The sequence below is a fragment of the Streptomyces liliifuscus genome, from assembly GCF_016598615.1.
In the GTDB taxonomy this organism is placed as follows: Bacteria; Actinomycetota; Actinomycetes; order Streptomycetales; family Streptomycetaceae; genus Streptomyces; species Streptomyces liliifuscus.
On record NZ_CP066831.1, the window covers coordinates 250664 to 272430 of the forward strand.

The window sequence follows — 21767 nt, forward strand, 5'->3', positions numbered from 1 at the left end:
GGCTGATGAGCGTCACGTCGGCCAGGGCGGACATGCGCCCCTCCCGATGGCGCGCGGGCCTCGGCCGCCTCACGGCCGGGGCCGCGCTGCTGACGGCGGTGGCCCTGCTGCCCTGGCTGTCCGGGAACGACCCCGCACTGACGGTCCTGCGGGCCCGTTCCGCCGACCAGGATCCGACCCCCACACAGTTGGCCGCCGTACGTGAGCAACTGGGCCTGGACGAGGGACCGCTCGCGCATCTCGCGCACTGGCTGGGTGGGCTGACTCAGGGCGACGCAGGCACCTCCTGGGTTTCCGGCGAACCAGTCCTTCCCCAGGTGACCAGCGCCTTCGCGGTCTCCTTCACACTGATGCTCGGCGCACTCGCGGTCACGATCGCGGTCGCCGCACTGGTCACCGCCCGCACCCTGTATATGGGCTCCCGGCACCGGCTGCCCGGGGGCACAGGGGCCACCGGGGCCGCCGTCCTCGCCGCGCTGCCCAAGTTCCTCCTCGCCTCGATCCTCGCCACCGTGTTCGGCGTCTGGCTGGGCTGGTTCCCGTCCAGTGGATGGGAGGGGCCGTCGTCGATGATGCTGCCCGCGCTCGCCCTGGGTGTCCCCTCCGGGGCGATGCTCGGAGGTTTGCTCGACCAGTCGCTGCCCGCGGCCTTCCACGAACCGTGGGCCCGGACCTGGCGTGCCTACGGTTTCGCGCCTGGCCACATCACCCGGCACGCGCTGCGTCGCACGCTGGCAGGTGTGCTCCCACAACTCCTGCCCACCGTGGTGGCCCTGGTCGGCGGTGCCGTCGCGGTGGAGAAGATCTTCAACATTCCCGGGCTCGGCCGCCTCGCCCTGGACGCCGCTATCGCCCAGGACTTCCCACCCCTGCAGACCACGACACTGGCCCTGGTTGTCCTCGGCATCGCGGCCGGCCTCCTCATCCAGGCCCTGCGCCGAGCCCTCCTCGGCCCTGCCTTGCGGGACGGCGCCCTGCCCGCTCTGCACATACCGGCCCATCGATCAGGGCGCTCCACCCGATGGGTCGCCGCACTTTGTGCCGTAGTTCTACTCACCGTGATCGTCGCGGGACTGCTCCGCGATCCCTTGCAGGTGGACACGGCGGCTCGGCTGCTCCCGCCCTCGACCGCGCATCCGCTGGGCACGGATTCGCTCGGCCGTGATCTGCTGGCCCGATTGGGCCATGGGGCAATGCGGACGGTGGGGGTGGCTCTCGCCGTGACGTCGGTGTGCACCGTCACCGGGCTGTTGCTGGGTATGGCGGCGCAGGTGGGCGCGGGCCTGACCGAAGTGGTGTCGACGCTGCCGGCGGTTCTCGCCGCACTGCTGACGACCGCGGTGACCGGCCCGTCGGCCTGGAGTGCCGCGTGCGCGGTCTGCCTGGTCGGCTGGACGCCCTACGCCGCCCAGGCTGCGGCACTGTTCGAACAGGAGCGAGCCAGCAGCCACATGCTCGCCTCCGTCTCCTTCGGCGCCGACCGCGCATATCTGATCCGCCATCACCTGCTGCCCGCCGTGCTGTCCCCCGTCCTGCGCAACGCGCTCTTGCGCCTGCCCACCACGGTCCTCGTGCTGGCCTCCCTGGGCTTCCTCGGTCTGGGCGAACAGCCACCCACCGCGGAATGGGGCCGCCTGCTGTCAGAGAACCAGCCGTACGTGGAGCTCGCGCCGTGGACCGTAATCGGCCCGGCAGGTGTACTGGCCCTGCTCTCCGTCCTCGCCGTGTCCAGCACAGCCTTGGCCCCGACACGAAGTCGGCGCCGCCGGGCAGCGAAGCGATGAGAGACATGCGGTCCTCGGCAGGCAGCAGGACCGAGTGGTAGAACGCGTCGGTGGATGCGACACCGGCGGGCCGGCAGGTCGTCCTGCCTGTGGTATGCCTCCACTCCGGCCATGTGAAGGTGGTTGCTGCTGCATGAGGATGCCACCAACACCGGCTACGACCCGGTACTGATCTCCACCCGGTCGCGAGGGAATCCAACTCTGTCGTGACGCACCGGCATTGGACTCCCTCGCCTCGGCTGGGCAAGGGATCGTGGCAACCCAGGCGTGGATACCCTCGACTACGGTGTCAGCACGATCCTGCCGAAGACCTCGCCCGCGTCCATTTTCTGGTGCGCCAGCACGGCTGCGTCCAGTGGCAGCACCTCGTGCACCACTGTTTCGACCTCTCCCCGGCTCGCTGCGGCGAACTGCTCGCTCCGCACGGCGCCCCGGTCGGCTCCGGTGACGGTGTGTGCGCTGAAGGTGGCGAAGGACATCGACTTCTGGAACGCCGCCATGATCTTCATGCCGAAGTCCGCCGGTGGCTGGCCTGCGACAGCGCCCACGGCCACCATGCGGCCGTTCGGGTTGAGCCGGTCGAAGAACGACGGCATGTCCTTGCCGGCCGCCACGTCGATGATGACGTCATAGCCATCCGGAGCTGGTTCCCCTCCGTCGCCGGAGCGGTCCAGCACGTGGGTCGCGCCGAGGCGTCGCAGGTGCTCGCCACGCTCGGCCGAGGAGGTGGTGACCGCCACCGCGGCGGCGCCGCCGCGAGCGGCGAGTTGCACTGCCATGATCCCGATGCTGCCGGCCGCACCACGTACCAGGACCGTCTCCCCGGGAGCGAAGTGGGCGTGGCGGAGCCCGAAGTGGGCCACCACGCCGGAACTGCCGAGTGTCACCGCATCGACTGCGGACAGATTCACGGGCAGGGGAACGATCTCCTCGACCGGCGCGAGGGCCTGTTCGACGTAGCCTCCGCCAGTGCCGGTGAAGGCCCACACCCGCCGGCCGATCCACGAGGCGTCGACGCCGTCACCGACCGCGGTCACGGTGCCCGCCACCTCGCTGCCCGGGATGTGGCCCTCCTTGAAGCCGTAGGCAGCCAGAGCCCCGCTTCGGATCACGGTGTCGACGCCACCGACGCCCACGGCCTCGGTGGCGACCACCACCTGTCCGGCAGCAGCTACTGGAGCCAGCAGGTCGACAACAGCCAGGCCTTCGGGACCTCCGTACGTCTGGATCACGATTGCCTTCAATGCCGTCTCCCATGTTCTCGGACCGATCAAGTGCGGTCCCGCTCAGTGCCTGCCGCCGATCGCAGCCGACTGCGGGCGGGGGGCACGGCGCGGCAGGGGTTCGGTCCCGGTGCTGTGCCCCCGATGATCTCGGTCAGCTGCTACGTCTTGAACGCTAACGGACGCCCCCGTCCGTTTAGGTAAAGTGAGAGCGTGATCGACCGGTTGCCTCACACCCTGCGTTCCGACGCGCTCGACAATCGCGAGCGCATCCTCGACGCGGCCCGAGCACTGTTCTCCGCCGACGGCCTGGACGTGCCGATGCGGGAGATCGCGCGGCGCGCGGAGGTCGGACCTGCCACCTTGTACCGTCACTTCCCGACCAAGCAGATGCTGGCCACCGAAGCGTTCGCGGACCAGTTGCGCGCATGTCGCACCATCGTCGACGACGGGTGCGCCGACCCCGATCCGTGGCGTGGCCTCTGCCTGGTGATCGAGAAAATCTGTGAGCTGCACGCGCGGGATCGGGGTTTCAGTGAAGCCTTCATGTCGACCTTCCCCGGGGCGAAGGATGTCGCGGGCCGTGAGTACACGGTGAAAAAGGTCGCCGGACTGGCCCAGCGGGCCAAGGACTCAGGGCAACTGCGGTCCGACTTCGTCCTGGACGACCTGATTCTCATACTCATGGCCAACAAGGGGATCCACGCCGCATCGACCGCCACCCAGGTCATGGCGTCCCGACGCTTCGCAGGGTTGGCAATTCAGGCGTTCGAAGCCTGCCCTCAGCACGCACCGCTACCACCGGCGACACGACTGGTATCCGCAGCACCGGACAGCGACTGACCATGGGCGAGTGGTATCCACGCTGGACGCACGAACCACTCAACCCCGTTGAATAGATCATCCAGGCGGATCCGCCCGTCCATGATGTCCACCGCCGCGTTGTGGGCAGGCCCTCGGCGACATGCGCAAAGGTCACGTCCAGCAGCGCCTCCAACTCCCCCAGGTACTCATCTGCACTGCCCGCGTGAAACGCTCGAGCCGCGGCACCGGGCGGTGCAGGGCGAGCCCGGCACCAACCAGGCGCCGACCGTCGAACCAGCCGAGGGACTCGCTGCGCCATTCGGTCTTGACGCGGCCCTACGCCCGGGTCTGCAGAAGACTGACCGACCGCTGGGCCCGCACGAAGGCCAGATGCTCGGCGGCACTGATCGGCCTGACGACCGGATTCCCGGCTCCTGCTCGTACCGGTTCGCTGTAGGACATGCCACCAGTCAAGGCGGCGGGATGTTGCCCGGGCGTATGCAGTTCTTGATACGGCGACGATATGCCACCGCCCTGCGGCTCACGCGGCGTTCACCGGCTGATCCCCGCCGCCACCGGCCGATGGTCACTGCCCGTGGCCAGCAACAGCCACGCACTCTTCGGCTCCACGCCGCCGACCAGGATCTGGTCGATCCGCGCCACCGCGAACTTCGCCGGCCAGGTGAAGCCGAACCCGTCCCCGGCCTGTACCGAGGGCAACGCAGGGTGAGGCCTTCGAACGACCGGTCGAGCGCGACTTGGGCACCTCGCCGCCGCCGACCTGAGCCGGATCACCAGAGCCGTGAAGCGCAAGCTCAAGACCCTGCAGTACCGGCCCCAAGTGATCAACGACTGCCTGAACGGAACCTGCTTGGGCCTCGAAAGTTGACCACGCCCAACGCGTCGGCTAAAAGAAGCCGAAGAATCGATCCCACCAGCTGGGCTGCCACGCATCTTTGTCCCACGGACGCAGCCGACTCTCCCCGTCGTACCGGAGATTGAGCAGCTCTTCCGGGACCACCACGTACGCCAGGCTGATGAGCGCTTGTTCCACTTTCTCAAGATCCCCGGCGTCCAGCTCGCCCTCCGCCTGAGCGTCATCTGTGCCGAAAAAGGCCCCGGGGTTGTCGGCCGACACGAGAGCCAGAGACCCGAACTTGCTCAGGCACACGACGATCCGAGTTCCGCACACCGTCGCTTCTGCGGGTACAACGACGCGACCGTACTCACTGGAGTCCTGAGTGTCCCGCTCAGCCGTGCAGCTCGTCCCGAACTCGCTCTCCAGCCTGGACACCAGACGTCCGAACGGCACAACACCTTCGCTACGGCTGTAACCCATGGGCCACTCCAGCCACTCCGGGTCGTCGAGCTCGCGCAGCAAGGTCATCAAATCCGGTTCGCTCTCGACCATCCACCCATCCTGGCCCGCGAGGCCGACGCTGGTCCATGCAGTTCCTGGAGCTGCCGCAGCCCGACATCACGCATTCAAGTTCAGTAGCAGGCCGCCGAGAACCAGCCAGCGAACCCGACGGGACGTTGTTCGTGCTCAGGGCCGGGTTCGAGACATACCGCCAGTGAGAACAACCGGGTATTGCCAGCACGTATGCGATTGTCGATACGCGGACGATATGTGCCGGCTCATAGCCTTGATTCATGCGTGTCTTGATCGTCGAGGACGAGCCCTTTCTGGCAGAGGCCATCCGCGATGGGCTGCGCCTGGAGGCGATCGCCGCCGATCTCGCGGGTGACGGCGACACCGCCCTGGAACTGCTGGGCATCAACACCTACGACATCGCCGTCCTCGACCGTGACATCCCGGGCCCCTCCGGCGACGAGATCGCCAAACGCATCGTGGCCTCCGGCAGCGGCATGCCGATCCTCATGCTCACCGCCGCCGACCGGCTCGACGACAAGGCCTCCGGGTTCGAACTCGGCGCCGACGACTACCTCACGAAACCTTTCGAACTCCGGGAACTCGCACTCAGGCTCAGGGCACTCGACCGCAGACGCGCCCACAACAGGCCGCCCGTGCGGGAGATCGCAGGCTTGCGCCTGGACCCGTTCCGCAGAGAGGTCTACCGCGACGACCGCTACGTCGCGCTCACCCGCAAACAGTTCGCCGTGCTCGAAGTCCTCGTCGCCGCCGAGGGCGGTGCCGTCAGCGCCGAAGAGCTCCTGGAACGCGCGTGGGACGAGAACGCCGACCCGTTCACCAACGCCGTACGCATCACGCTCTCCGCCCTGCGCAAATGCCTTGGGAAACCCTGGATCATCGCCACGGTGCCGGGTATCGGCTACCGCATCGACACAACACCCGTCTCCGGGCATGGGGGTGGTGACCGTGGATAGACAGCATGGCTTGAGCGTCCGCCTCAAACTCACCCTCAGCTACGCCGGATTCCTCATGCTCGCGGGCGCCCTACTGCTGGTCGCCGTGGGAGTGTTCCTCTTGCGACAGGGGTGGTTGCAAACCAACGAATCGGGGGCGGTGCGAGTAACTCCGGGCACCCTGTTCGTGCGCGGTTTCGCCCCAACGGCAGCCGCAGTACTGGTGTTCCTCCTGGTATTCGGCCTCCTGGGAGGATGGATCCTCGCCGGGCGCATGCTCGCCCCCCTGGACCGAATCACACACGCCACCCGCACGGCCGCGGCCGGATCGCTCTCCCACCGGATCCTGCTACCGGGCCGCAAGGACGAGTTCCGCGAACTCGCCGACGCCTTCGACATGATGCTCGCGCAGCTCGAAGCACACGTCGCGGAACAGCAGAGATTCGCCGCCAACGCCTCGCACGAGCTGCGCACCCCGCTGGCGATCTCCAAGACACTCATCGACGTCGCCCGCGCCGATCCGAACCACGACACCGGCAAACTCGTCGACCGCCTCCATACCGTCAACACCCGGGCCATCGACCTCACCGAGGCACTGCTCCTGCTCAGCCGCGCCAACCAGCGGTCCTTCACCCGAGAACACGTCGACCTGTCCCTCGTCGCAGAGGAAGCAGCCGAGACGCTCCACCCGCTCGCGGAAAAGAACGGCGTCGCCCTCGAAACCAGCGGCGACATCGCCCCCACGAGTGGTTCGCCCGCGCTCCTGCTGCAGCTCACCACCAACCTCGTACACAACGCGATCGTCCACAACCTGCCCGAACAGGGCACCGTCTGGGTCCACACCGGCGTCCGCCCCAGGACCGTGGTGCTCACCGTCGAGAACACCGGCGAGAAGCTCACCCCACAACGGGCCTCCACACTCACCGAACCCTTCCAGCGCGGCACCGAGCGCATCCACACCGACCAGGCAGGCGTCGGCCTGGGCCTGGCCATCGTCAAAACCATCACCAAGGCACACGACGGAACCCTCACGCTTACCCCACGCCCGGCTGGCGGACTCCGCATCACCGTGGAACTGCCCGCGGCATCAGGAGGGTGAGCCCCGAGCCACCAAGAGGCAACCAACCGGGACCACCCGACGCCTCCCTCGCCGTACAGGTGTCAGCGATGGATCTGCCGGACACCTCGGTACCAGCGCAGGAGGACGACCGTCGGCTGCTCGTCGAGCCACGCGCACGGGGACTTCGTGCCCGTACTCAAGCTGTTCCTTGGTTCCTCGGCCGGCTTGGTCCCCGGCCACGGTGACCCGGCTGAGCTCCCCTCGTCCGAACAGGCGCCAGCATCGAGCGCGGCCAGCTCATCGAGCGTCCCCACGACGAGTCAGGACATGACGCTCAAGCCACCTGGTTTGCTGTCGTCACTCGATCCAACGGGCAGCAGCCTCGTAGGTAGTGGCTGGGGTGCTGTTGAACGCGATGGCCGCATCGGGTGCGTGCCGCCGCACCAGGTTGACTACTCGCTCGAGGAGTTCAACTTGATCGTCTGAGTGTCGCAGGCCACCGCCGACAGTGACGCACTCCCACGGATGGGCTCGCAACGCACTCGCGACGACCGCTTCCACGTCGTCACTACCATCCATGCCGATGAGACATATCTCGACGCCCACACCATGTTCGGCGAACTTGGTCAGTCCCGCCTCAATCGCCTTGACTACCGGCTCGGGATCCCACGGCCCGGGCACCCGATACGGATCAAGCCCGATGACAAGGACGCGTGGTGAAGCAGTTGTGTCCATGTTCGGACGATACGCGTCGAACGACCCGCGAATCAGGAGGTGACACCAAGCCGCGTGACACCCCGATCCACAGGCCTTGAATGTCCCTCGTCGTGCAGCTTCGGTGTTGGCGCCGTGGTCAGTTGAGTTGCGATGGCGGTGAGACGTTCGGCCTCTGGCCGACACAGGCCGTTGGTCCAGGTAGCGACGGCGTCCAGTGCTGCAGGGTAGTGCTCGCGCAGCAGAGACCGGAGCTGGTTGGAGATCAGCCGCCGATTCCCGATCGCGTCCTGCTGGGCCCGGGCCAGGACGGCTCGCCTGCGCCCTGGGCGACGACCTGCGCGCGGCCGCGCCCGGTGCCAACAGCCTGGAAGCGGGCGTCAGCCTGCTCCGAGTGACGTTGCCGGTGACCCCCGTCGCCATGGTCGGCGCCGTGCGACGGAGCGGCACCACCTGAGAACGGCTGCGCGCCCGTCTTCGTTGCCTCGTCCGGAGCCTCGCGACGGCTACTGCCGACCAGATCCGTCGCGCCGGCACCGGGGCCGTGAACCAGGCCCTCGCACGGATCCGCTGCAGCGGCGAACGCGCCGTCGCCACCATCAAGACCTGGTAAGTCCTGACCACGCTGCGCTGCAGTCCCTCCCGGACGGCCGCAATGGCGCAGGCCGTCCTCGTTCTCCACCACGTGGAAGACCCGGCCTGCCAAGGACGAGAAACGCTCAGCCATGCCGGTCGACCCCGGTGATGAGTTTTCGCGCCCGCACCCGTCACACCTACGACGGGACACGACGAGGCGGAAGGATGACGTGATGAGTGCGGACACGTGGCTGGAGGAGCTGGGCGTGAGCGATCTGGGCAAGAGCGGGCTGGGCGAGGTCGACGAGCCGGCGTTCTCGGGGCTGGCGGAGCGGCACCGACGGGAGCTGCACGTGCACTGCTACCGGATGCTCGGTTCGTTCGAGGACGCCGAGGACACCGTGCAGGAGACGTTCCTGCGTGCCTGGCGGCGGCGGGAGACCTTCGAGGGGCGGTCGACGTTCCGTGCCTGGCTGTACCGGATCGCCACCAACGCCTGCCTGGACCTGCTTGCCAAACGCCGCCCGGAGCCCGCGACCGGCGGCGAGGTGCTGTGGCTGCAGCCCTACCCGGACCGGCTGCTCGACGAGCTGGCCGCGGGCGACGCGGACGAGCCGGAGGCCCTCGCCGTCGCGCGGGAGACGATCGAGCTGGCGTACCTTGTCGCGGTCCAGCACCTCGCGCCGCGCCCGCGGGCCGTACTGATCCTGCGGGACGTGCTCGGCTGGCCGGCGAAGGACGTCGCGGAACTCCTCGGGGACTCCGTCAACTCCGTGAACAGCGCGCTGCAGCGGGCCCGCGCCGGCCTGCGGGAGCACCTGCCCGCCGAGCGGCAGGACTGGACCGGCGGCGAACAGGACGCCGACACACGCGAGTTGGTGCGCCGCTACACCGACGCCAGCGTGGCCACGGATGTCGACAGGCTCGCCACACTGCTGCGGGACGACGTCCGCAGCTCGATGCCGCCCACGCCGGGCCTGTACATCGGCCGGGACGCGGTAGTGAACGACTGGGTCGAGAACGGCTTCGAGAGCATGAAGGGCCTGCGCGCCGTCCCCACGTCCGTGAACCGGCAGCCCGCCGTCGCCTTCTACCTCTGGCAGGAGCGGGAGGGTGCGTACCTGCCGTTGACGATCGACGTCCTGCGCGTCACCGACGGGGCGATCACCGAGATCATCACGTTCCACGACGACCAGTTCCCTCGGCTCGCTCTGCCGGAGCGCCTGCCGGTCGACGGCACGGAGTAATCCCGGTGCGGACGCTCACGCTGCGCAGGGGCGGGCGGGTCGCGGTGACTGCGGCGCAGTGGCACGACGCGTTCGGCGTCGTCACCCGCGGACGGATACAGCTGGAGCTGCGCGACGGCGCGCCCGGGCCGGTCCTCGGGCGCGGCGCCGGGTTCTATCTCCGCGGCACCGGCGCCCGCGCCCTGCACAACCCCGGTCGACGCACGGCGAGAGTACGCATTCTCACCCCCAGGGCCAGGACCGTCACCAGCCGGTCAACACCCCAAACGCCGGCCGCCGAATGATGGAGGAACGGCATGAACAGCATGGAGGACACCGGGGCCGTCGCAGACCCGGCACCAGGCCGCACCAACCACACGCACCGACTCCGCCGGCTCGTCGGCACCGGCTGCATCGCCACCCTCGCATCGATGGCGGCCACCACCCTCACCGCGGCACTCGCCCAGGCTGTTGGCGTCGACTTCGCGGTCTTTGATCGCGGCGAGACGATCCCGTTGTCTGCCTTCGCCGTGGTGAGCGGCTGCTTCTCGGCCGTGGGCATCGTCATTGCCGTCGCACTTCTCCGGTGGAGCGCCCGCCCCGCCAAGCGATTCATGTGGACGGCAGTGTCGCTGACCGCGATCTCGTTGGTCCCGCCCCTCCTCTTCGGGGCAGACACCGTCACCACCACCGCCCTCCTCGGGCTCCACCTCGTCCCGGCGACAGTGGTGATCCCCACCCTGACACGGAGCCTGCACACTCAGACCCACTGACAACCCCGCAACAGGACCAAGGGCGGCACAAGGACGATCCCGCAACGGAACAATTGCGCGGCCCAAGATCGTGCACGAACGCACTGACATGCCCCCGTGCCGCCCCTCCCTTTCGGGCTCCTCCTCCTGCCCGATTCGAAAGGGTGTGGCTCTCCTGGAGTGAGTTCGCTGATCGAGCGTGGCGTTCGTGCGTAGTCGTTTTCACTTACCGGCCACCTCGATCCCCTGCCTTTCGACGTTCTGGACAGGATGGTGCATGTTTGCGCTATTTTTGGGTGATGGTTCGGCCGCCTCCGCCTCGAAGGGCCCCGGATGGACCAGCAGTTCGCGGCCGTGGCCGCTCTTGCACTCTCGTTCCTGGCGCTGCTGATCTCGGCGGCCACCGCGTACCGGCAGCTCACACTCATGAGGGGCGCGAACATCCTGCCGATAGTCTTGGAAAGCTTCAGCGAGACGAGAACCCAGGAATGGACCGTCTGCCGGGAGTACATCAACGAGCGTCTCGCGATGGAGCACGATCCCCGTGGCGGGCTCACCGGTCTCCCGGAGCCGATCAAGCACCAGGTGCGCAAGGTCGCGTTCTTCTTCGACGACCTCGGCAAACTCGTTGCGCACCGGGTCGTCGACGAGGATCTGATCCTCGGCGCGTACGGGGGTTCGGTCCTGGCGATGTGGCGGGCGCTCGCCCCCTACATCGCCACCCAGCGGGAGATCGACGGTGCCGGGACCGCAGTTTACTTCGAGGATCTTGCAAGACGCGCACACACCCGGACCGGCACCGAAATCCACGCACGTATCGGCCTGCGGCCGTTCCCGGAGTAGGCGCTCACTCCGACGCGCCATCGTAATTACGACCTCCCGGCCTGACCCGGAATCCGCATGAGACTGTCGCATCGTCAGTTTTCCCCCGCAGCCGCGCACTCAGATCGAGCACCACCCCGTGCGCCGCCAGCGGCTCCGACGGATTGCCCGGTTGTTCTTCCAATCCAGTCCGGAGTATCACCGCCTCTCGTACATGGACGGCGCTACGAGGCGCAGTTCCGTGTCGTGTCAGGGCTGCGGGATGGTTTCCGGGGTGGGTGCGGGTGGGTTTCGCGCACAGGTGAGGGCGTCGTAGAGGGCCTTGGGGTCATCTGCGTGCAGCCTGATCAGGGTGACGAGTCGGACAGCGCCAAGGAACGTCGGTACGTCGACCGGTTCGGCGAGTTCGAGGGTGATGGAGGTCTCCGAGCCGATGGGGAGGTTCAGCTCGCCGTCCTTCTTCTGATGGGTGAAGCGGGTCTCGCGGCGGATGGAGGCGATCTGGTCGAGGGGTAGGTGGATGTCGACGTTGGCGGCCTGCCGGATGCGCAGGGTGTGGCCGGCGAGGGTGTGTGGTCGGGTGCGGGAGGCGGCGTGCAGGCCGAGGACGAACAGGACGGTGTAGACGTCCACGACCAGCATGATGGTGTGGATCACGGGCCAGCTGGCGAGGAGATAGGTCAGCGCGACGGTCTCGACCACACAGGCGAATGTGAGGCCGTACATCATGGCGGCCTGGTCCCGGCCGTGGGTGAAGACCGCGTCGGCGCCGTCCGTGCCGTGGGGCCGGCGGGTGATCCACCGGATCAGGCTTTCCATGATCCGGCCCTCGTGGGCGAGGAACCGCAGCGCGGGTGAGGAGGCGTGCTTGGGTGTGGCGGAGGGCGTAGTGGTCATGCCGGTTCTTCCTGTCGTTGCTGGACGAGTTCGAGGGCGCGACGCACAGCCATGGCCTGAGCCGGGTCGAGGTCCTCGTAGGTCCTCGTGGAGGGCGTCGGCCAGGCCGGGGCGCATGTGCCAGGGGCGCGCGTTGCCAGGCCATCGGGCAGGAAGGTCTCCAGCGCCGCAGCGACGCGGGTCACCTGCGGGTCGTCCGGATATTGGCCAGCGAGGCCGTCGAACAAGCCGTAGACCTGTGCGGCGTGCTGCCGCATGCCCTGCAGCGCTATCAGCGCCGCCCGCCGTTCGTGGGCATCGCGGCGTCGAGGAAGGCCAGGTGCTCGCGGTCCTTCACGGCCATCGGTGAGCCGTTGACGTCCCCGAGAGCGGCCAGCCGGCCGGTGAGCTCAGGCGGCACCGGTCCCTCAGGGGACAGGGATCCGGCCTGAACCTGGACCAGCCGCGGGGCCGGCCGCGTCCGGCGCTGACGGGTCACCACCTCCTGGCGCGCCAGGTCGGCGTCCAACTCCCCCAAGACCTCGGTCAGATCACGGCCTTCGGTGTCCGCGAGGGCGTCCCGTACCTCGTCGAGTCCGAGTCCGAGTCCGAGCAGGGTCAGCCGCCGAATACGGGCGAGCAGGACGGCTTCCCTCATGCCGTAGGCGCGGTACCCGTTGCTGCGCTGTGGAGGTTCGGGCAGCAGTCCGCGCTGGTGGTGGTGCCGCACAGCCCGCGGGGTGAACCCGGCCAGGACAGCGACTTCGCCGATTCTCATGAGTCCAGTGAAAACCGTGACGCCGCGGCAAGGTCAAGGACAGAAGTCTGTGCGCCTGCCGACGGACCACGGCAGGCGTCGCCCGTCGCGGGCGGCTTCGCACAGATCCCTTTGACCTTGCCGCGACGTCATGGTCTTCAGTGGAGGACATCGGCCGAGCAATCAACGTGCCCGGGCCTCCACTTCGGAAGGACATCGAGATGACCACGACCATCGACAAGAACGTGGCCCTCATGCGCAGGGCATACCAGTGCATGGAGAGCGGCGACCTCGATACCGCGCAGGAGCTGCTGACGGAGAACTTCATCGCCAACGTCCCCGGCGTCGCTGAGCCGCTGCACGGCCGGGAGGTATGGCGCATGGGCAGCAAGATCATGCTGGACGCCTTCCCCGACCTGAAGATCGAGGTCCAGGACATGTTCGGCGCCGGCGACAAGGTCACCGTGCTGGTCAACTTCCGGGGAACCCACCTGGGCACCTTCCAGGAGTTCGAGGCGACGGGCCGGACGGTCTCCTACCGCAGCGTCGAGGTCTACCGCTTCGAAGGAGACCGGATCGCTGAGGAGTGGGTCGCTCCGGACCTGCTCAGTCTCATGCAGCAGATCGCACCCACCACGACCAGCCACTGATCCATCCAGCCTGACTGTTCCTACGCCCGAAATCAGGGTGGGCAGTTGACTCTCCTGCTGCGGCTCTCCCGCCGCTTTCCGATCAGCAGCAGCGCTGAGGATTGTCACGGTCTCCAAGCCCGCCCGCAGAGGCCCACCATCTCCTTCACGCTTCGCGGCACCTGTCCCGGAAGGCTCCCGCCGACCCGCCGTCCCGGCGGCCGGCGAGCCGCTCGACCGTCCCGCCGCCCTTCTCGCACGGCATTGTCGTCCCGCTCCGATGCACCGCTACTTCTCCACTGTGTGGAGCAGCTGCGCCACACCGCCTCCGCCGGCCTGTTCGCCGCGAGAGGTGAGTCATTCGAGGTCGCTGTCGGGGCGGGCGGTGTCACCACATGAGGGTCCGGTGGGGTGCACCCCGCCGGACCCTGGCAACGGCCTGCCTGTGCGCACCTCGCCATCATCTGGAGAGGCGAGGCGAGAGACGGATCGTCACCGTCCAGCGATCCACTCGGCGAGGTGTTGGCCGATCCATGCTCCGATCCCCCGCAGCACTCCCAGGCTGATCTGGATCTGCCCTTCGCGCATGCCCCGCCTGCGGCTGGGAGACTCCTCCCCTGTCGGCCGTTCCGGTTGGTGTGGGTCCGGCCGGTTCGGTACGTGCTCCGCTCGCTCCATCGACTCCTCCTGGTGTCCTGGTGTTGTCCTCGTGACGCCGGGCAGCGGCGTCCGCCAGGGAGAGGGCAGATGCGGGGTCGCATTACACGGGTTCTCGTGACCTCACAGGTGACCTGGGCGGATGCGCGGGAGAAGGGAAGCGGAGTGCATCCACCGCGTCGTGCAGTCATCCAGAGGAACGCCGTCAGGAAACGCGGCTTGTCCCGTCCTAGGCGCATGCACTGTTCGAAGTGGCCATGTGGATCTGCGCTCTCACTCCGAATTGGAGCGGGCGGCTGCGAGTTGCACGGCAACGGCCCGTGCGAGCAGGAACGGTGTTCCCCGGCTGCGGCTGGTCGTCAAGCCGGTGTTCGCGGGCCGGGCGGGCGGCCGCTTTATGCCGGGGCGGGGAACACCAGCGAGGCCAGGAAGCCGCATAGCGGATATGACGTGCGCGAGGGCAGGGCGAGGACGTGGGGTCGACGCCCCCACCGGTGACCGGCGACCGATACTGCCTCAACTGCAGCCAGCCCAGCACCGTAGCAGCGGCCGGCGCCACATCCGCACCCAGCAGCTGCACCCCCGCGAACCGTCCCAGACGCAGCCGGATCCTCCGCACCGCCTGCCGGTCCCACACGGTCCGCACCGACGGGGCAGCCACTCCCACCGGCACCGCAACCAGCACCATCCCCACAGGCGGAGGCTCGTCGACGACTGGGGGCGGCGCCAGCACCGCCCGTACGAGTCAACGCGTCGTCGGCCACCATCGAGTTCGAACCGCCCTGCCGATGGCCTGCCCGATCGCGCAGGGCGCTTTCCGCGCCGTGGCCGGCCTGTGGCTCGGTGATTCCCGGGCCCAGTTCACCTGGTGCCACCAGGAGTACGGCCTCAGAACGGCTGCCGCACTCGCGCGCCGGGTTCCTCGGCCACGACCGAGGGATGGCCCCGAGACGGCGACCGGGGGTTGCTCCACCGCAACCGACATGGCCGAAAATGTGTCTCCCATCGCGTGGCCCGGAGCTTGCCAGGTCCATGGAGGCTCCGGCACCACGACGGCCCTGAGGGGGTACCGATGAACACTTGGGCAGTTCCTGGCTACACCGAATCGCTGGAGCTGGGCTCCGGGGCGAGCGGCCGGGTCGTCCTGGCCGTGCATGAAGGGACCGGCATCGCGGTCGCGGTGAAGTATCTCAGCGAGTCCCTGTACACCCGGCCTGGCTTCGTCCACGACTTCCGCGCGGAGGCGCGACTGCTCGCAGGCCTGAACAGCCCGTATGTCACCGGGTTGTACGAGTACGTCGAAAGCCCCGACGGCGCCGCCATCGTGATGGAGCTGGTGGACGGCGTGTCCCTCCGTTCCCTTCTGGCCACGCAGAGTCCACTGGAACCCGAAGCCGCACTCGTGATCCTCAAGGGCTCGCTGCTCGGTCTGGCCGACGCCCATCGGCTCGGTGTGGTCCACCGCGACTACAAGCCGGAGAACGTCCTCGTCAGTTCCGACGGCGCGTCGAAGCTCGTCGACTTCGGCATCGCGGTGACCACGGGTGAGAGCGCCGGAGTGGCCGGAACACCCGCCTACATGGCTCCGGAGCAGTGGACGGGTGCGCCCGCCTCACCGGCGGGCGACGTGTACGCGGCAACAGCCACGTTCTTCGAGTGCCTGACCGGCCACAAGCCGTACCCGGCCGACAACCTCGCCGAACTCGTGCTGCGGCACGTCGACTCGCCCGTCCCGGCCGATGAGGTTCCCGAGGCGGTGCGGTCGCTGGTCTGTCGGGGCCTGGCCAAGTCGCCAGAGGCACGGCCCTCGCACGCCGCGGCGTTCGTCGCGGACCTGGAGGCGGCGGCCGTCGCCGGATACGGCCACGAGTGGGAGGAACGTGGCCGCGGCAGGCTCTCCGCACTCGCGGCGCTGTTGCTGCTGCGCTCTCCGGCCCGCCCCGGCCCGGAGACCACTACAGACACCGCCCGCACCGTCCTGCGCCCGGGAGCTGGTGAGGGCGGCGGGCGGACCCACATGTGGCGGCCCACTCGACCGGGCATGCTCGTGTCGGCCGCGGTCGCGCTCCTGGCGATCGTTCTGGCGTATGGCGTGCCGCGGAACGACGGCCAGGTGGCCGAGCAGGCGGCCGAAGCGTTCGCCACGACCAGTGCGCAGCCCGGAGTGGAGTCGGGGTCCACCTCTCCGACCTCGTCGGCCGACCCCGCCGAGCCCTCGGCATCCGCCGGATCGATCGGCCCTTCCCCGTCGGGCTCGCAGAGCTCGGCCTCCGACGGCCCCTCGGCGTCGGCCTCAGCCCCGACGGAAGGGACGACGCCGCCCGGCGGAACGACGGCCACGCCCACCCCGACGACCGCGCCCCCCGACCCCACCGCGCCCGTCGCGCCCGCGGTCAAGGACGTCGCCGTGTCCGGCTTCCGCCAGACAGGCCCCACCACGGGTACGACCACCGTCTCCATCACCACGGACGGCACCGGGCCGATCTCCGTGACCGTGTCCTGGTACACGGGCGACACCAGTGGGCAGCTCGGCACACCGGACGGAACGCCCGAGACATTCGACCGCAGTGGCGCCACGCAGTACACGCTCACCGTCGACCACACGTTCCAGGGCAAGGGCTGCTACTGGGCCGTGCAGGCCACGACAACTCCTGCGCCCGCCGACGGAGGCGCCTCACAGCAGCTCCTGACGAGGGGGTGCGACATCCGTTGACCCCGACCAACGACCGCACCACCCCGCCCGGAAACGGCTCCTGGCCCGCCCCACCCGACCACAACGCCGACGCGGAGGCGGAGTACAGCGCCACCGTGCTGGGGAGCCACTGGTTCCAGAGACCCGAGCAGGACACCACGTCGCAAGAGGACCGAACCGCCGTGGCACCGGCCACGCCGGAGACCCGGCCCGACCGTGTCGAGGGAACGGTCCTGCGCTTCGGCCCCGGCGTGACCGCCGCTCTCTCGCACCGTTCAGAGACCCCGCTGGCCGCCGCCGTTCCGACCCCCACACGGCATCCGCGAGGAGGTCTGCGCCGACATGCCCTGCCGGCGCTGGTGCTGCTTCTGGTCATCGCGTTCCTCGTCTGGCAGCGTTCCGGCCCCGGCTTCGCCGCGGACCAGGCCGCCGTCACCACCGGCAACACCACAGTGGAATGCGACGGCACGGCGGATATCGCCGGAGTGATCACCACGAACGGCCGACCGGGCACCCTGTCCTACCGCTGGGTCCGCAGCGACGGCACAACCTCGGCCGTCCTGCGCGAAGTGATGCCCGGAGGCCAGAAGAAGGCACGGGTACATCTGCTCTGGACGTTTCGGGGCGAGGGCCGCTACCGGGCCCAGGCCGAGTTGCGCGTCCTCTCCCCCAGCCGCCACACAGCCACGATCCACTTCGTGTACGACTGCTCCTGACGGCGGGAAAGGATGCGGTGGTTGCCGTACTGGCTGGGTTGGCGGTCGTGATCGATTCGATGTCCGTCTTGCGAACGGCGGACCGTCGCTGGTGCAGGAGCACTCCCGAGGCCAGGAAGGCCTCGGCGTGGTCGTCGCGGCGCCGTCGCCACGTCCGGCCACCGTCCGGTACTGCCAGTTGAGGGCCGAACCTGAACAGGACGACACCGGTCCATTGGTTACGCTTGGCACTAATCACCTATTACTGGGCACAGCGGGGCGAAATTCCCTAAGGAACCAAAAATGGGTCTCGGTGTCAGCCTTCCGGCCGTGAAGCGCGGGGCACTCACCCGTGCGTCTGTGGCGATCACGGTTGCCGCCGGCCTGACCCTGAGCGGAGCCTGCGGCGGGGACGGCGAGGGCGGCGGCGACAGCCTCAGCGTCGGCGTGTTGCTTCCGGGTGGCGGGGCCTCGCGCTTCGGGCAATTCGACAGGCCGCTCATCGAGCAGAAGCTGAAGCAGTTGTGCCCTCGCTGCCCGGCAGCAACCGTCGCTGCCACACCGGAGCCAGCGGTCCAGCGGCAGCAGCTCGAGGCCATGATCACCAGGGGTGTGGATGTCCTGATCCTCGCCGTCGTCGACGCCAAGGGACTGCGCTCGACGGTCGAGGCCGCACACCGGGCCGGTATCCCGGTCGTCGCCTATGACCGGCTCGCACAAGGGCCGATCTCCGGTTACGTCACTTTCGACGGCGCGACGGTCGGCAGGCTTCAGGGCGAGGGGCTGCTGAAAGCCATGGGCACTAAGGCGAACGGCGGCCAGATCGTCATGATGAACGGCGCCACGACCGACCCCAATGCCGACTGGTACAAGCAGGGAGCACTCTCCGTCCTCAGGGACAACGTGAAGATCGGCAAGTCGTACGACACCGTCGGATGGCGGCCGGAGAACGCCTACGTCAACATGACCGGCGCCATCGCCGCCCTGGGTGCGGACAACATCGACGGCGTCCTGGCCGCCAATGACAGCCTCGCCGGCGCCGTGGTCTCCGCCTTCAACGCCGCAGAGGTCAGGCCGCTGCCCCCGGTCACCGGCCAGGACGCCGACCTCGCGGCCGTGCGCCGGATCGTCCGGGGCGACCAGTACATGACCGTCTACAAGCCTTTCAAGCCTGCGGCCGACGCCGCCGTCGAGATGGCCGTCGCCCTCGGACGCGGCGAAACGGTCGCGTCCATCGCTCCCGGCACGGTCGACAGCCCCACCACCAAAAACATCCCGGCGGTCCTGCTCCCGTCGGTCTCAGTGACGATCAGCAACATCAAGGACACTCTGGTAAAGGATGGTATGTACACAATCAACCAGATCTGCACTGCGAAGCTCCGGTCCGCCTGCGACAAGGCCGGACTCACCCCATGAGCCTTCGCGGAGGCGGAAGGAGGTGGCCACGTGCCGGCACAGCCCCTGCTGGCGTTGCGCGGCGTCTCCAAGCGCTTCGCTGCCGTCCAGGCACTGGTCGACGTCGAGCTGGAGATCAGAGCCGGGGAGGTGGTCGCCCTGGTCGGCGACAACGCCGCTGGAAAGTCCACCCTGGTCAAGGTGATCTCGGGGGTCGGTCCCGCCGACAAGGGCGTGATCGAGTGGCAGGGCAGTGCCGTTCAGATCAAGCGGCCACAGGACGCCCAGACACTCGGGATCTCGACCGTCTATCAGGACCTCGCGATGTGCGGCAACCTCGACGTCGTCGGCAATCTCTACCTCGGCCGGGAAATCCACCAGCTCGGCATCCTCAACGAGGTGGAGATGGAGCGCCGCACCCGCGAGCTGCTGCAAACCCTGTCCATCCGCATCCCTGACGTACGTGCGCCGCTCGCCACCCTGTCCGGCGGCCAGCGGCAGGTCGTCGCGATCACCCGCTCGTTCCTCAGCGCCCCCAGGCTGCTCCTGCTCGACGAGCCCACCGCCTCCCTGGGCATCGAGCAGACCAACCAGCTCCTCGACCTCATCGAGCAGGTGCGCGACCGGGGCGCCGGGGTGCTCCTCATCAGCCACAACATGGGCGACATCAAGGCAGTCGCCGACCGCATCGCCGTGCTGCGCCTAGGCCGCAACAACGGCCTCTTCGACGTGAACACCACCTCCCAGGAACAGATCATCTCCTCGATCACCGGTGCGTCGGACAATGCCGTCGCCCACCGCACGACCCACCCGGAGGAGGCATGGCCGTGAGGTGGAGGGGGACACGGGCGCGCGCAGGCGACGCCTCGCCCGGCGTCGGCCGTCGCAGGGCCCTCGCCGGTGCGGTGCACCGCAGACTGCACGAGGCTGAACTCGGCCCGGCCCCGGCCCTGCTCGCTCTCGCCATCACCTGGATGGTCTTCCAGGGCCTCAACGACAGCTTCCTCTCCTCGCGCAATCTGTCCGTCCTCAGCGTGGACATTGTCGGGACCGGCATGATCGCCGTCGGCATCGTCTTCGTGCTGCTGATCGGAGAGATCGACCTGTCGGTCGGCTCGCTCGCCGGCCTGGCGGGCGCCCTGTTCGCGGCGCTCAACGTGAACCTCGGAATGCCGGAATGGCTCGCCGTGGCCATCGCGGTGATCTGCGGTGCAGCCGCCGGCGCCGTCCACGGATTCTTCTTCGCAAAGATCGGCGTACCCGCGTTCGTCGTCACCCTGGCGGGCCTGCTGTCCTGGAACGGCCTGATGCTCTACCTGCTGGGTCCGGAGAGCTCCATCAATTTCAACGACGACGGGTTGGTCGCCATGCTGACCAGCCGATACTTCAATGCCGCCGTGGCCACTTACGGCCTGGCTGCACTCGGCACGGTCGCGTACCTCCTCCTCTCCTACCACGACCGCAGGCACCGCAGCGCCGCTGGGATGCCCTATCGGCAGGTGCGCGAGATCTGGGCCCGTACGACCCTGCTCGCGGTGGTCGCGTTCGCCGCCGTCCATGTGCTGGGCCGGTTCGAGGGCCTACCGCTGGCGCTCCTGATCTTCCTCGGAGTCATCGTCGCTTCGGACTTCTTCGTGCGCCGCACACGCTACGGCCGGCAGGTACTCGCACTGGGCGGCGGTGTGGAGGCGGCACGGCGGGCCGGCGTCGATGTGGCGCGTGTGCGGATCGCAGTGTTCCTGGTGTCAGGGACCCTGGCCGCGGTCGGCGGCCTGTTCGTCGCCTCCCGGCTCACCTCGGCGACCACGGTTCCGGGCTCCGGCATGCTGCTGATCAACGCCATCGCCGCTGCCGTCATCGGTGGCACCAGCCTGTTCGGCGGACGCGGCTCGACCTGGTCCGCGCTGCTGGGGGTGCTGATCATCCAGTCGATCGCCTCGGGCATGGCACTGCTGGGAGTCGAGCCCGCGGTCCAGTTCATGATCACAGGTGGAGTGCTGCTCACCGCGGTGGTCTTCGACTCGTTGGCCCGGCGCGCCGTGGAAGCGCGCGGACGGGCTTGAGGGAAGTCCGGTCACCATCCACGCCCTCGCGTCCTACGAATGGATCAGGAAGGGCAAGCCGCTCTGTCTGAACGGCGACTCCGGCACCGGCAAGTCGCACCTGCTGATCGCGCTGGGCACCGAGGGCGCAATGGCTGGCCTAGAACGTGTTGTACGAGGCCGCGAGCTGTACATCTCCCCGAAATGGCTGGGGTGCTAAGGGCTGGCGGGGTGTGGGTGGAGACGTTCACCGGGCTGCAAGTGACGCAGTTCGCTCGTCTCCTTGAAGGTGGTTCGGGGGCGTGGCGGCAACGGCGCCTTGCGGGGCCGGCCGTGGTCGCTGCCGCTGGCCGAGCGGGTGATGGTGGTCGCGGTGTACTACCGCACGAACCTGACGATGCGGCAGCTGGGCCCGTTGTGCGGCGTCTGTTCCTCCACCGTGTGCCGGGTCATCCAACGCCTGGAGCCGCTGCTCGCACGCAAGCCAGTCTCCCGCCCAGCCGATGCCCCAGAACGCATGTGGATCGTGGACGGCACGCTGATCCCGGTCCGCGACCGAAGTGTGGCCGCGTCCAGCCGCAACTACCGGCTCTCCGCGAATGTGCAGGTCATCGTGGACGCGGACACGCGGCTGGTGATCGCTGCCGCGCGGCCGGTGCCGGGCACCACCGCGGACGCACACGCCTGGCGCGCGTTCGGGCTGAACCAGCACTGTCAGGCCGTAACGGGGAGGCT

General features: G+C 68.5%; 20 protein-coding genes and 7 pseudogenes. 18 read left to right on the forward strand and 9 right to left on the reverse strand.

Annotated features, from left to right (window positions below; all coding sequences use genetic code 11):
• The first annotated feature begins 5 nt into the window (after positions 1-5).
• Positions 6-1784 carry an ABC transporter permease subunit gene (locus tag JEQ17_RS01060; protein ID WP_200393386.1) on the forward strand — a complete coding sequence of 593 codons (1779 nt, stop codon included), beginning with the start codon at positions 6-8 and terminating at the stop codon, positions 1782-1784.
• 281 nt (positions 1785-2065) lie between these two features.
• On the opposite strand, the gene JEQ17_RS01065 is transcribed toward JEQ17_RS01060, so the two are convergent.
• A complete protein-coding gene (locus JEQ17_RS01065) occupies positions 2066-3028 on the reverse strand; it encodes a zinc-binding dehydrogenase (protein WP_200393387.1) in 963 nt (320 codons plus the stop codon).
• Between the two features lie 192 nt (positions 3029-3220).
• Between JEQ17_RS01065 and JEQ17_RS01070 the strand changes: the two genes are divergently transcribed.
• A complete protein-coding gene (locus tag JEQ17_RS01070) occupies positions 3221-3850 on the forward strand; it encodes a TetR/AcrR family transcriptional regulator (protein WP_200393388.1) in 630 nt (209 codons plus the stop codon).
• A 177-nt stretch (positions 3851-4027) separates the two neighbouring features.
• On the opposite strand, the pseudogene JEQ17_RS01075 reads toward JEQ17_RS01070, so the two are convergent.
• Both JEQ17_RS01075 and JEQ17_RS01080 read right to left on the reverse strand, forming a co-directional pair.
• Positions 4028-4273 (reverse strand): annotated as a pseudogene (locus tag JEQ17_RS01075) (peptidoglycan bridge formation protein FemAB); the annotation flags it as partial.
• 90 nt (positions 4274-4363) lie between these two features.
• A pseudogene (locus JEQ17_RS01080) lies at positions 4364-4531 on the reverse strand (hypothetical protein); the annotation flags it as partial.
• A gap of 40 nt (positions 4532-4571) precedes the next feature.
• On the opposite strand from JEQ17_RS01080, the pseudogene JEQ17_RS51020 reads away from it, so the two are divergent.
• Positions 4572-4700, forward strand: a pseudogene (locus tag JEQ17_RS51020) (IS630 family transposase); the annotation flags it as partial.
• An 18-nt stretch (positions 4701-4718) separates the two neighbouring features.
• Here the strand turns inward: JEQ17_RS51020 and JEQ17_RS01085 are convergent.
• Positions 4719-5222 (reverse strand): hypothetical protein, encoded by a 504-nt coding sequence (locus JEQ17_RS01085; RefSeq protein ID WP_200393389.1) that lies wholly within the window; start codon positions 5220-5222, stop codon positions 4719-4721.
• Between the two features lie 242 nt (positions 5223-5464).
• Between JEQ17_RS01085 and JEQ17_RS01090 the strand changes: the two genes are divergently transcribed.
• Together JEQ17_RS01090 and JEQ17_RS01095 are read left to right on the forward strand one after the other, a co-directional pair.
• Positions 5465-6160 (forward strand): response regulator transcription factor, encoded by a 696-nt coding sequence (locus JEQ17_RS01090; RefSeq protein WP_200393390.1) that lies wholly within the window; start codon positions 5465-5467, stop codon positions 6158-6160.
• Entirely contained in the window at positions 6153-7238 is a 1086-nt protein-coding gene (locus JEQ17_RS01095) for a sensor histidine kinase (RefSeq protein ID WP_200393391.1), read from the forward strand. The genes JEQ17_RS01090 and JEQ17_RS01095 overlap by 8 nt, the downstream gene beginning before the upstream one ends.
• A 318-nt stretch (positions 7239-7556) precedes the next feature.
• Here JEQ17_RS01095 and JEQ17_RS01100 read toward each other — a convergent pair whose 3' ends face one another.
• Both JEQ17_RS01100 and JEQ17_RS51025 read right to left on the reverse strand, forming a co-directional pair.
• Positions 7557-7934 (reverse strand): hypothetical protein, encoded by a 378-nt coding sequence (locus JEQ17_RS01100; protein WP_200393392.1) that lies wholly within the window; start codon positions 7932-7934, stop codon positions 7557-7559.
• 101 nt (positions 7935-8035) lie between these two features.
• A pseudogene (locus JEQ17_RS51025) lies at positions 8036-8236 on the reverse strand (IS110 family transposase); the annotation flags it as partial.
• A gap of 190 nt (positions 8237-8426) precedes the next feature.
• On the opposite strand from JEQ17_RS51025, the pseudogene JEQ17_RS50820 reads away from it, so the two are divergent.
• The 5 genes and pseudogenes from JEQ17_RS50820 to JEQ17_RS01120 form a co-directional block, all read left to right on the forward strand.
• Positions 8427-8658 (forward strand): annotated as a pseudogene (locus tag JEQ17_RS50820) (transposase family protein); the annotation flags it as partial.
• Between the two features lie 64 nt (positions 8659-8722).
• A complete protein-coding gene (locus JEQ17_RS01105; protein WP_200393393.1) occupies positions 8723-9736 on the forward strand; it encodes an RNA polymerase subunit sigma-70 in 1014 nt (337 codons plus the stop codon).
• 5 nt (positions 9737-9741) lie between these two features.
• On the forward strand, positions 9742-10020 hold the full coding sequence (locus tag JEQ17_RS01110; protein ID WP_200393394.1) for a hypothetical protein: 279 nt from the start codon (positions 9742-9744) through the stop codon (positions 10018-10020).
• Positions 10021-10032: 12 nt separating this feature from the next.
• Positions 10033-10488 carry a DUF6069 family protein gene (locus JEQ17_RS01115; protein ID WP_200393395.1) on the forward strand — a complete coding sequence of 152 codons (456 nt, stop codon included), beginning with the start codon at positions 10033-10035 and terminating at the stop codon, positions 10486-10488.
• A 312-nt stretch (positions 10489-10800) separates the two neighbouring features.
• The gene (locus JEQ17_RS01120; protein ID WP_200393396.1) at positions 10801-11310 is read left to right on the forward strand and encodes a DUF4760 domain-containing protein; all 510 of its coding nucleotides are present in this window, start codon (positions 10801-10803) and stop codon (positions 11308-11310) included.
• 228 nt (positions 11311-11538) lie between these two features.
• Here JEQ17_RS01120 and JEQ17_RS01125 read toward each other — a convergent pair whose 3' ends face one another.
• From JEQ17_RS01125 to JEQ17_RS50650, 3 genes are read right to left on the reverse strand one after another with little or no spacing between them, the layout of a single operon-like run.
• Positions 11539-12186, reverse strand: a complete 648-nt coding sequence (locus JEQ17_RS01125; RefSeq protein WP_200393397.1) for a hypothetical protein — start codon at positions 12184-12186, stop codon at positions 11539-11541.
• On the reverse strand, positions 12183-12443 hold the full coding sequence (locus tag JEQ17_RS50645; protein WP_325176228.1) for a hypothetical protein: 261 nt from the start codon (positions 12441-12443) through the stop codon (positions 12183-12185). Before JEQ17_RS50645 ends, JEQ17_RS01125 begins: the two co-directional genes overlap by 4 nt.
• A 14-nt stretch (positions 12444-12457) precedes the next feature.
• The gene (locus tag JEQ17_RS50650) at positions 12458-12943 is read right to left on the reverse strand and encodes a MerR family transcriptional regulator (protein WP_325176229.1); all 486 of its coding nucleotides are present in this window, start codon (positions 12941-12943) and stop codon (positions 12458-12460) included.
• 200 nt (positions 12944-13143) lie between these two features.
• Here JEQ17_RS50650 and JEQ17_RS01135 point away from each other — a divergent pair, with 200 nt between their 5' ends.
• The 8 genes and pseudogenes from JEQ17_RS01135 to JEQ17_RS01170 form a co-directional block, all read left to right on the forward strand.
• Positions 13144-13572 carry an ester cyclase gene (locus JEQ17_RS01135; RefSeq protein WP_200393398.1) on the forward strand — a complete coding sequence of 143 codons (429 nt, stop codon included), beginning with the start codon at positions 13144-13146 and terminating at the stop codon, positions 13570-13572.
• Positions 13573-15280: 1708 nt separating this feature from the next.
• Positions 15281-16921 carry a serine/threonine-protein kinase gene (locus JEQ17_RS01140; RefSeq protein ID WP_200393399.1) on the forward strand — a complete coding sequence of 547 codons (1641 nt, stop codon included), beginning with the start codon at positions 15281-15283 and terminating at the stop codon, positions 16919-16921.
• Positions 16918-17616 carry a hypothetical protein gene (locus JEQ17_RS01145; protein WP_234047981.1) on the forward strand — a complete coding sequence of 233 codons (699 nt, stop codon included), beginning with the start codon at positions 16918-16920 and terminating at the stop codon, positions 17614-17616. Before JEQ17_RS01140 ends, JEQ17_RS01145 begins: the two co-directional genes overlap by 4 nt.
• A 282-nt stretch (positions 17617-17898) precedes the next feature.
• Positions 17899-19011 (forward strand): sugar ABC transporter substrate-binding protein, encoded by a 1113-nt coding sequence (locus tag JEQ17_RS01150; RefSeq protein ID WP_200393400.1) that lies wholly within the window; start codon positions 17899-17901, stop codon positions 19009-19011.
• Between the two features lie 30 nt (positions 19012-19041).
• Positions 19042-19821 (forward strand): ATP-binding cassette domain-containing protein, encoded by a 780-nt coding sequence (locus tag JEQ17_RS01155; protein WP_200393401.1) that lies wholly within the window; start codon positions 19042-19044, stop codon positions 19819-19821.
• Positions 19812-21053 (forward strand): sugar ABC transporter permease, encoded by a 1242-nt coding sequence (locus JEQ17_RS01160; protein ID WP_200393402.1) that lies wholly within the window; start codon positions 19812-19814, stop codon positions 21051-21053. Before JEQ17_RS01155 ends, JEQ17_RS01160 begins: the two co-directional genes overlap by 10 nt.
• A 13-nt stretch (positions 21054-21066) precedes the next feature.
• Positions 21067-21192 (forward strand): annotated as a pseudogene (locus JEQ17_RS01165) (ATP-binding protein); the annotation flags it as partial.
• Positions 21193-21236: 44 nt separating this feature from the next.
• Positions 21237-21759: pseudogene (locus JEQ17_RS01170) on the forward strand (transposase family protein); the annotation flags it as partial.
• Between the last annotated feature and the right edge of the window lie 8 nt (positions 21760-21767).

Coding starts and splice junctions, on each gene's coding strand:
- JEQ17_RS01100 (WP_200393392.1), bottom strand. CDS start 7,934: ATGGACACAACTGCTTCACCACGCGTCCTTGTCATCGGGCTTGATCCG.
- JEQ17_RS01140 (WP_200393399.1), top strand. CDS start 15,281: ATGAACACTTGGGCAGTTCCTGGCTACACCGAATCGCTGGAGCTGGGC.
- JEQ17_RS01085 (WP_200393389.1), bottom strand. CDS start 5,222: ATGGTCGAGAGCGAACCGGATTTGATGACCTTGCTGCGCGAGCTCGAC.
- JEQ17_RS01150 (WP_200393400.1), top strand. CDS start 17,899: ATGGGTCTCGGTGTCAGCCTTCCGGCCGTGAAGCGCGGGGCACTCACC.
- JEQ17_RS01105 (WP_200393393.1), top strand. CDS start 8,723: ATGAGTGCGGACACGTGGCTGGAGGAGCTGGGCGTGAGCGATCTGGGC.
- JEQ17_RS01135 (WP_200393398.1), top strand. CDS start 13,144: ATGACCACGACCATCGACAAGAACGTGGCCCTCATGCGCAGGGCATAC.
- JEQ17_RS01160 (WP_200393402.1), top strand. CDS start 19,812: ATGGCCGTGAGGTGGAGGGGGACACGGGCGCGCGCAGGCGACGCCTCG.
- JEQ17_RS50645 (WP_325176228.1), bottom strand. CDS start 12,443: ATGCGGCAGCACGCCGCACAGGTCTACGGCTTGTTCGACGGCCTCGCT.
- JEQ17_RS01115 (WP_200393395.1), top strand. CDS start 10,033: ATGAACAGCATGGAGGACACCGGGGCCGTCGCAGACCCGGCACCAGGC.
- JEQ17_RS50650 (WP_325176229.1), bottom strand. CDS start 12,943: ATGAGAATCGGCGAAGTCGCTGTCCTGGCCGGGTTCACCCCGCGGGCT.
- JEQ17_RS01120 (WP_200393396.1), top strand. CDS start 10,801: ATGGACCAGCAGTTCGCGGCCGTGGCCGCTCTTGCACTCTCGTTCCTG.
- JEQ17_RS01090 (WP_200393390.1), top strand. CDS start 5,465: ATGCGTGTCTTGATCGTCGAGGACGAGCCCTTTCTGGCAGAGGCCATC.
- JEQ17_RS01060 (WP_200393386.1), top strand. CDS start 6: ATGAGCGTCACGTCGGCCAGGGCGGACATGCGCCCCTCCCGATGGCGC.
- JEQ17_RS01125 (WP_200393397.1), bottom strand. CDS start 12,186: ATGACCACTACGCCCTCCGCCACACCCAAGCACGCCTCCTCACCCGCG.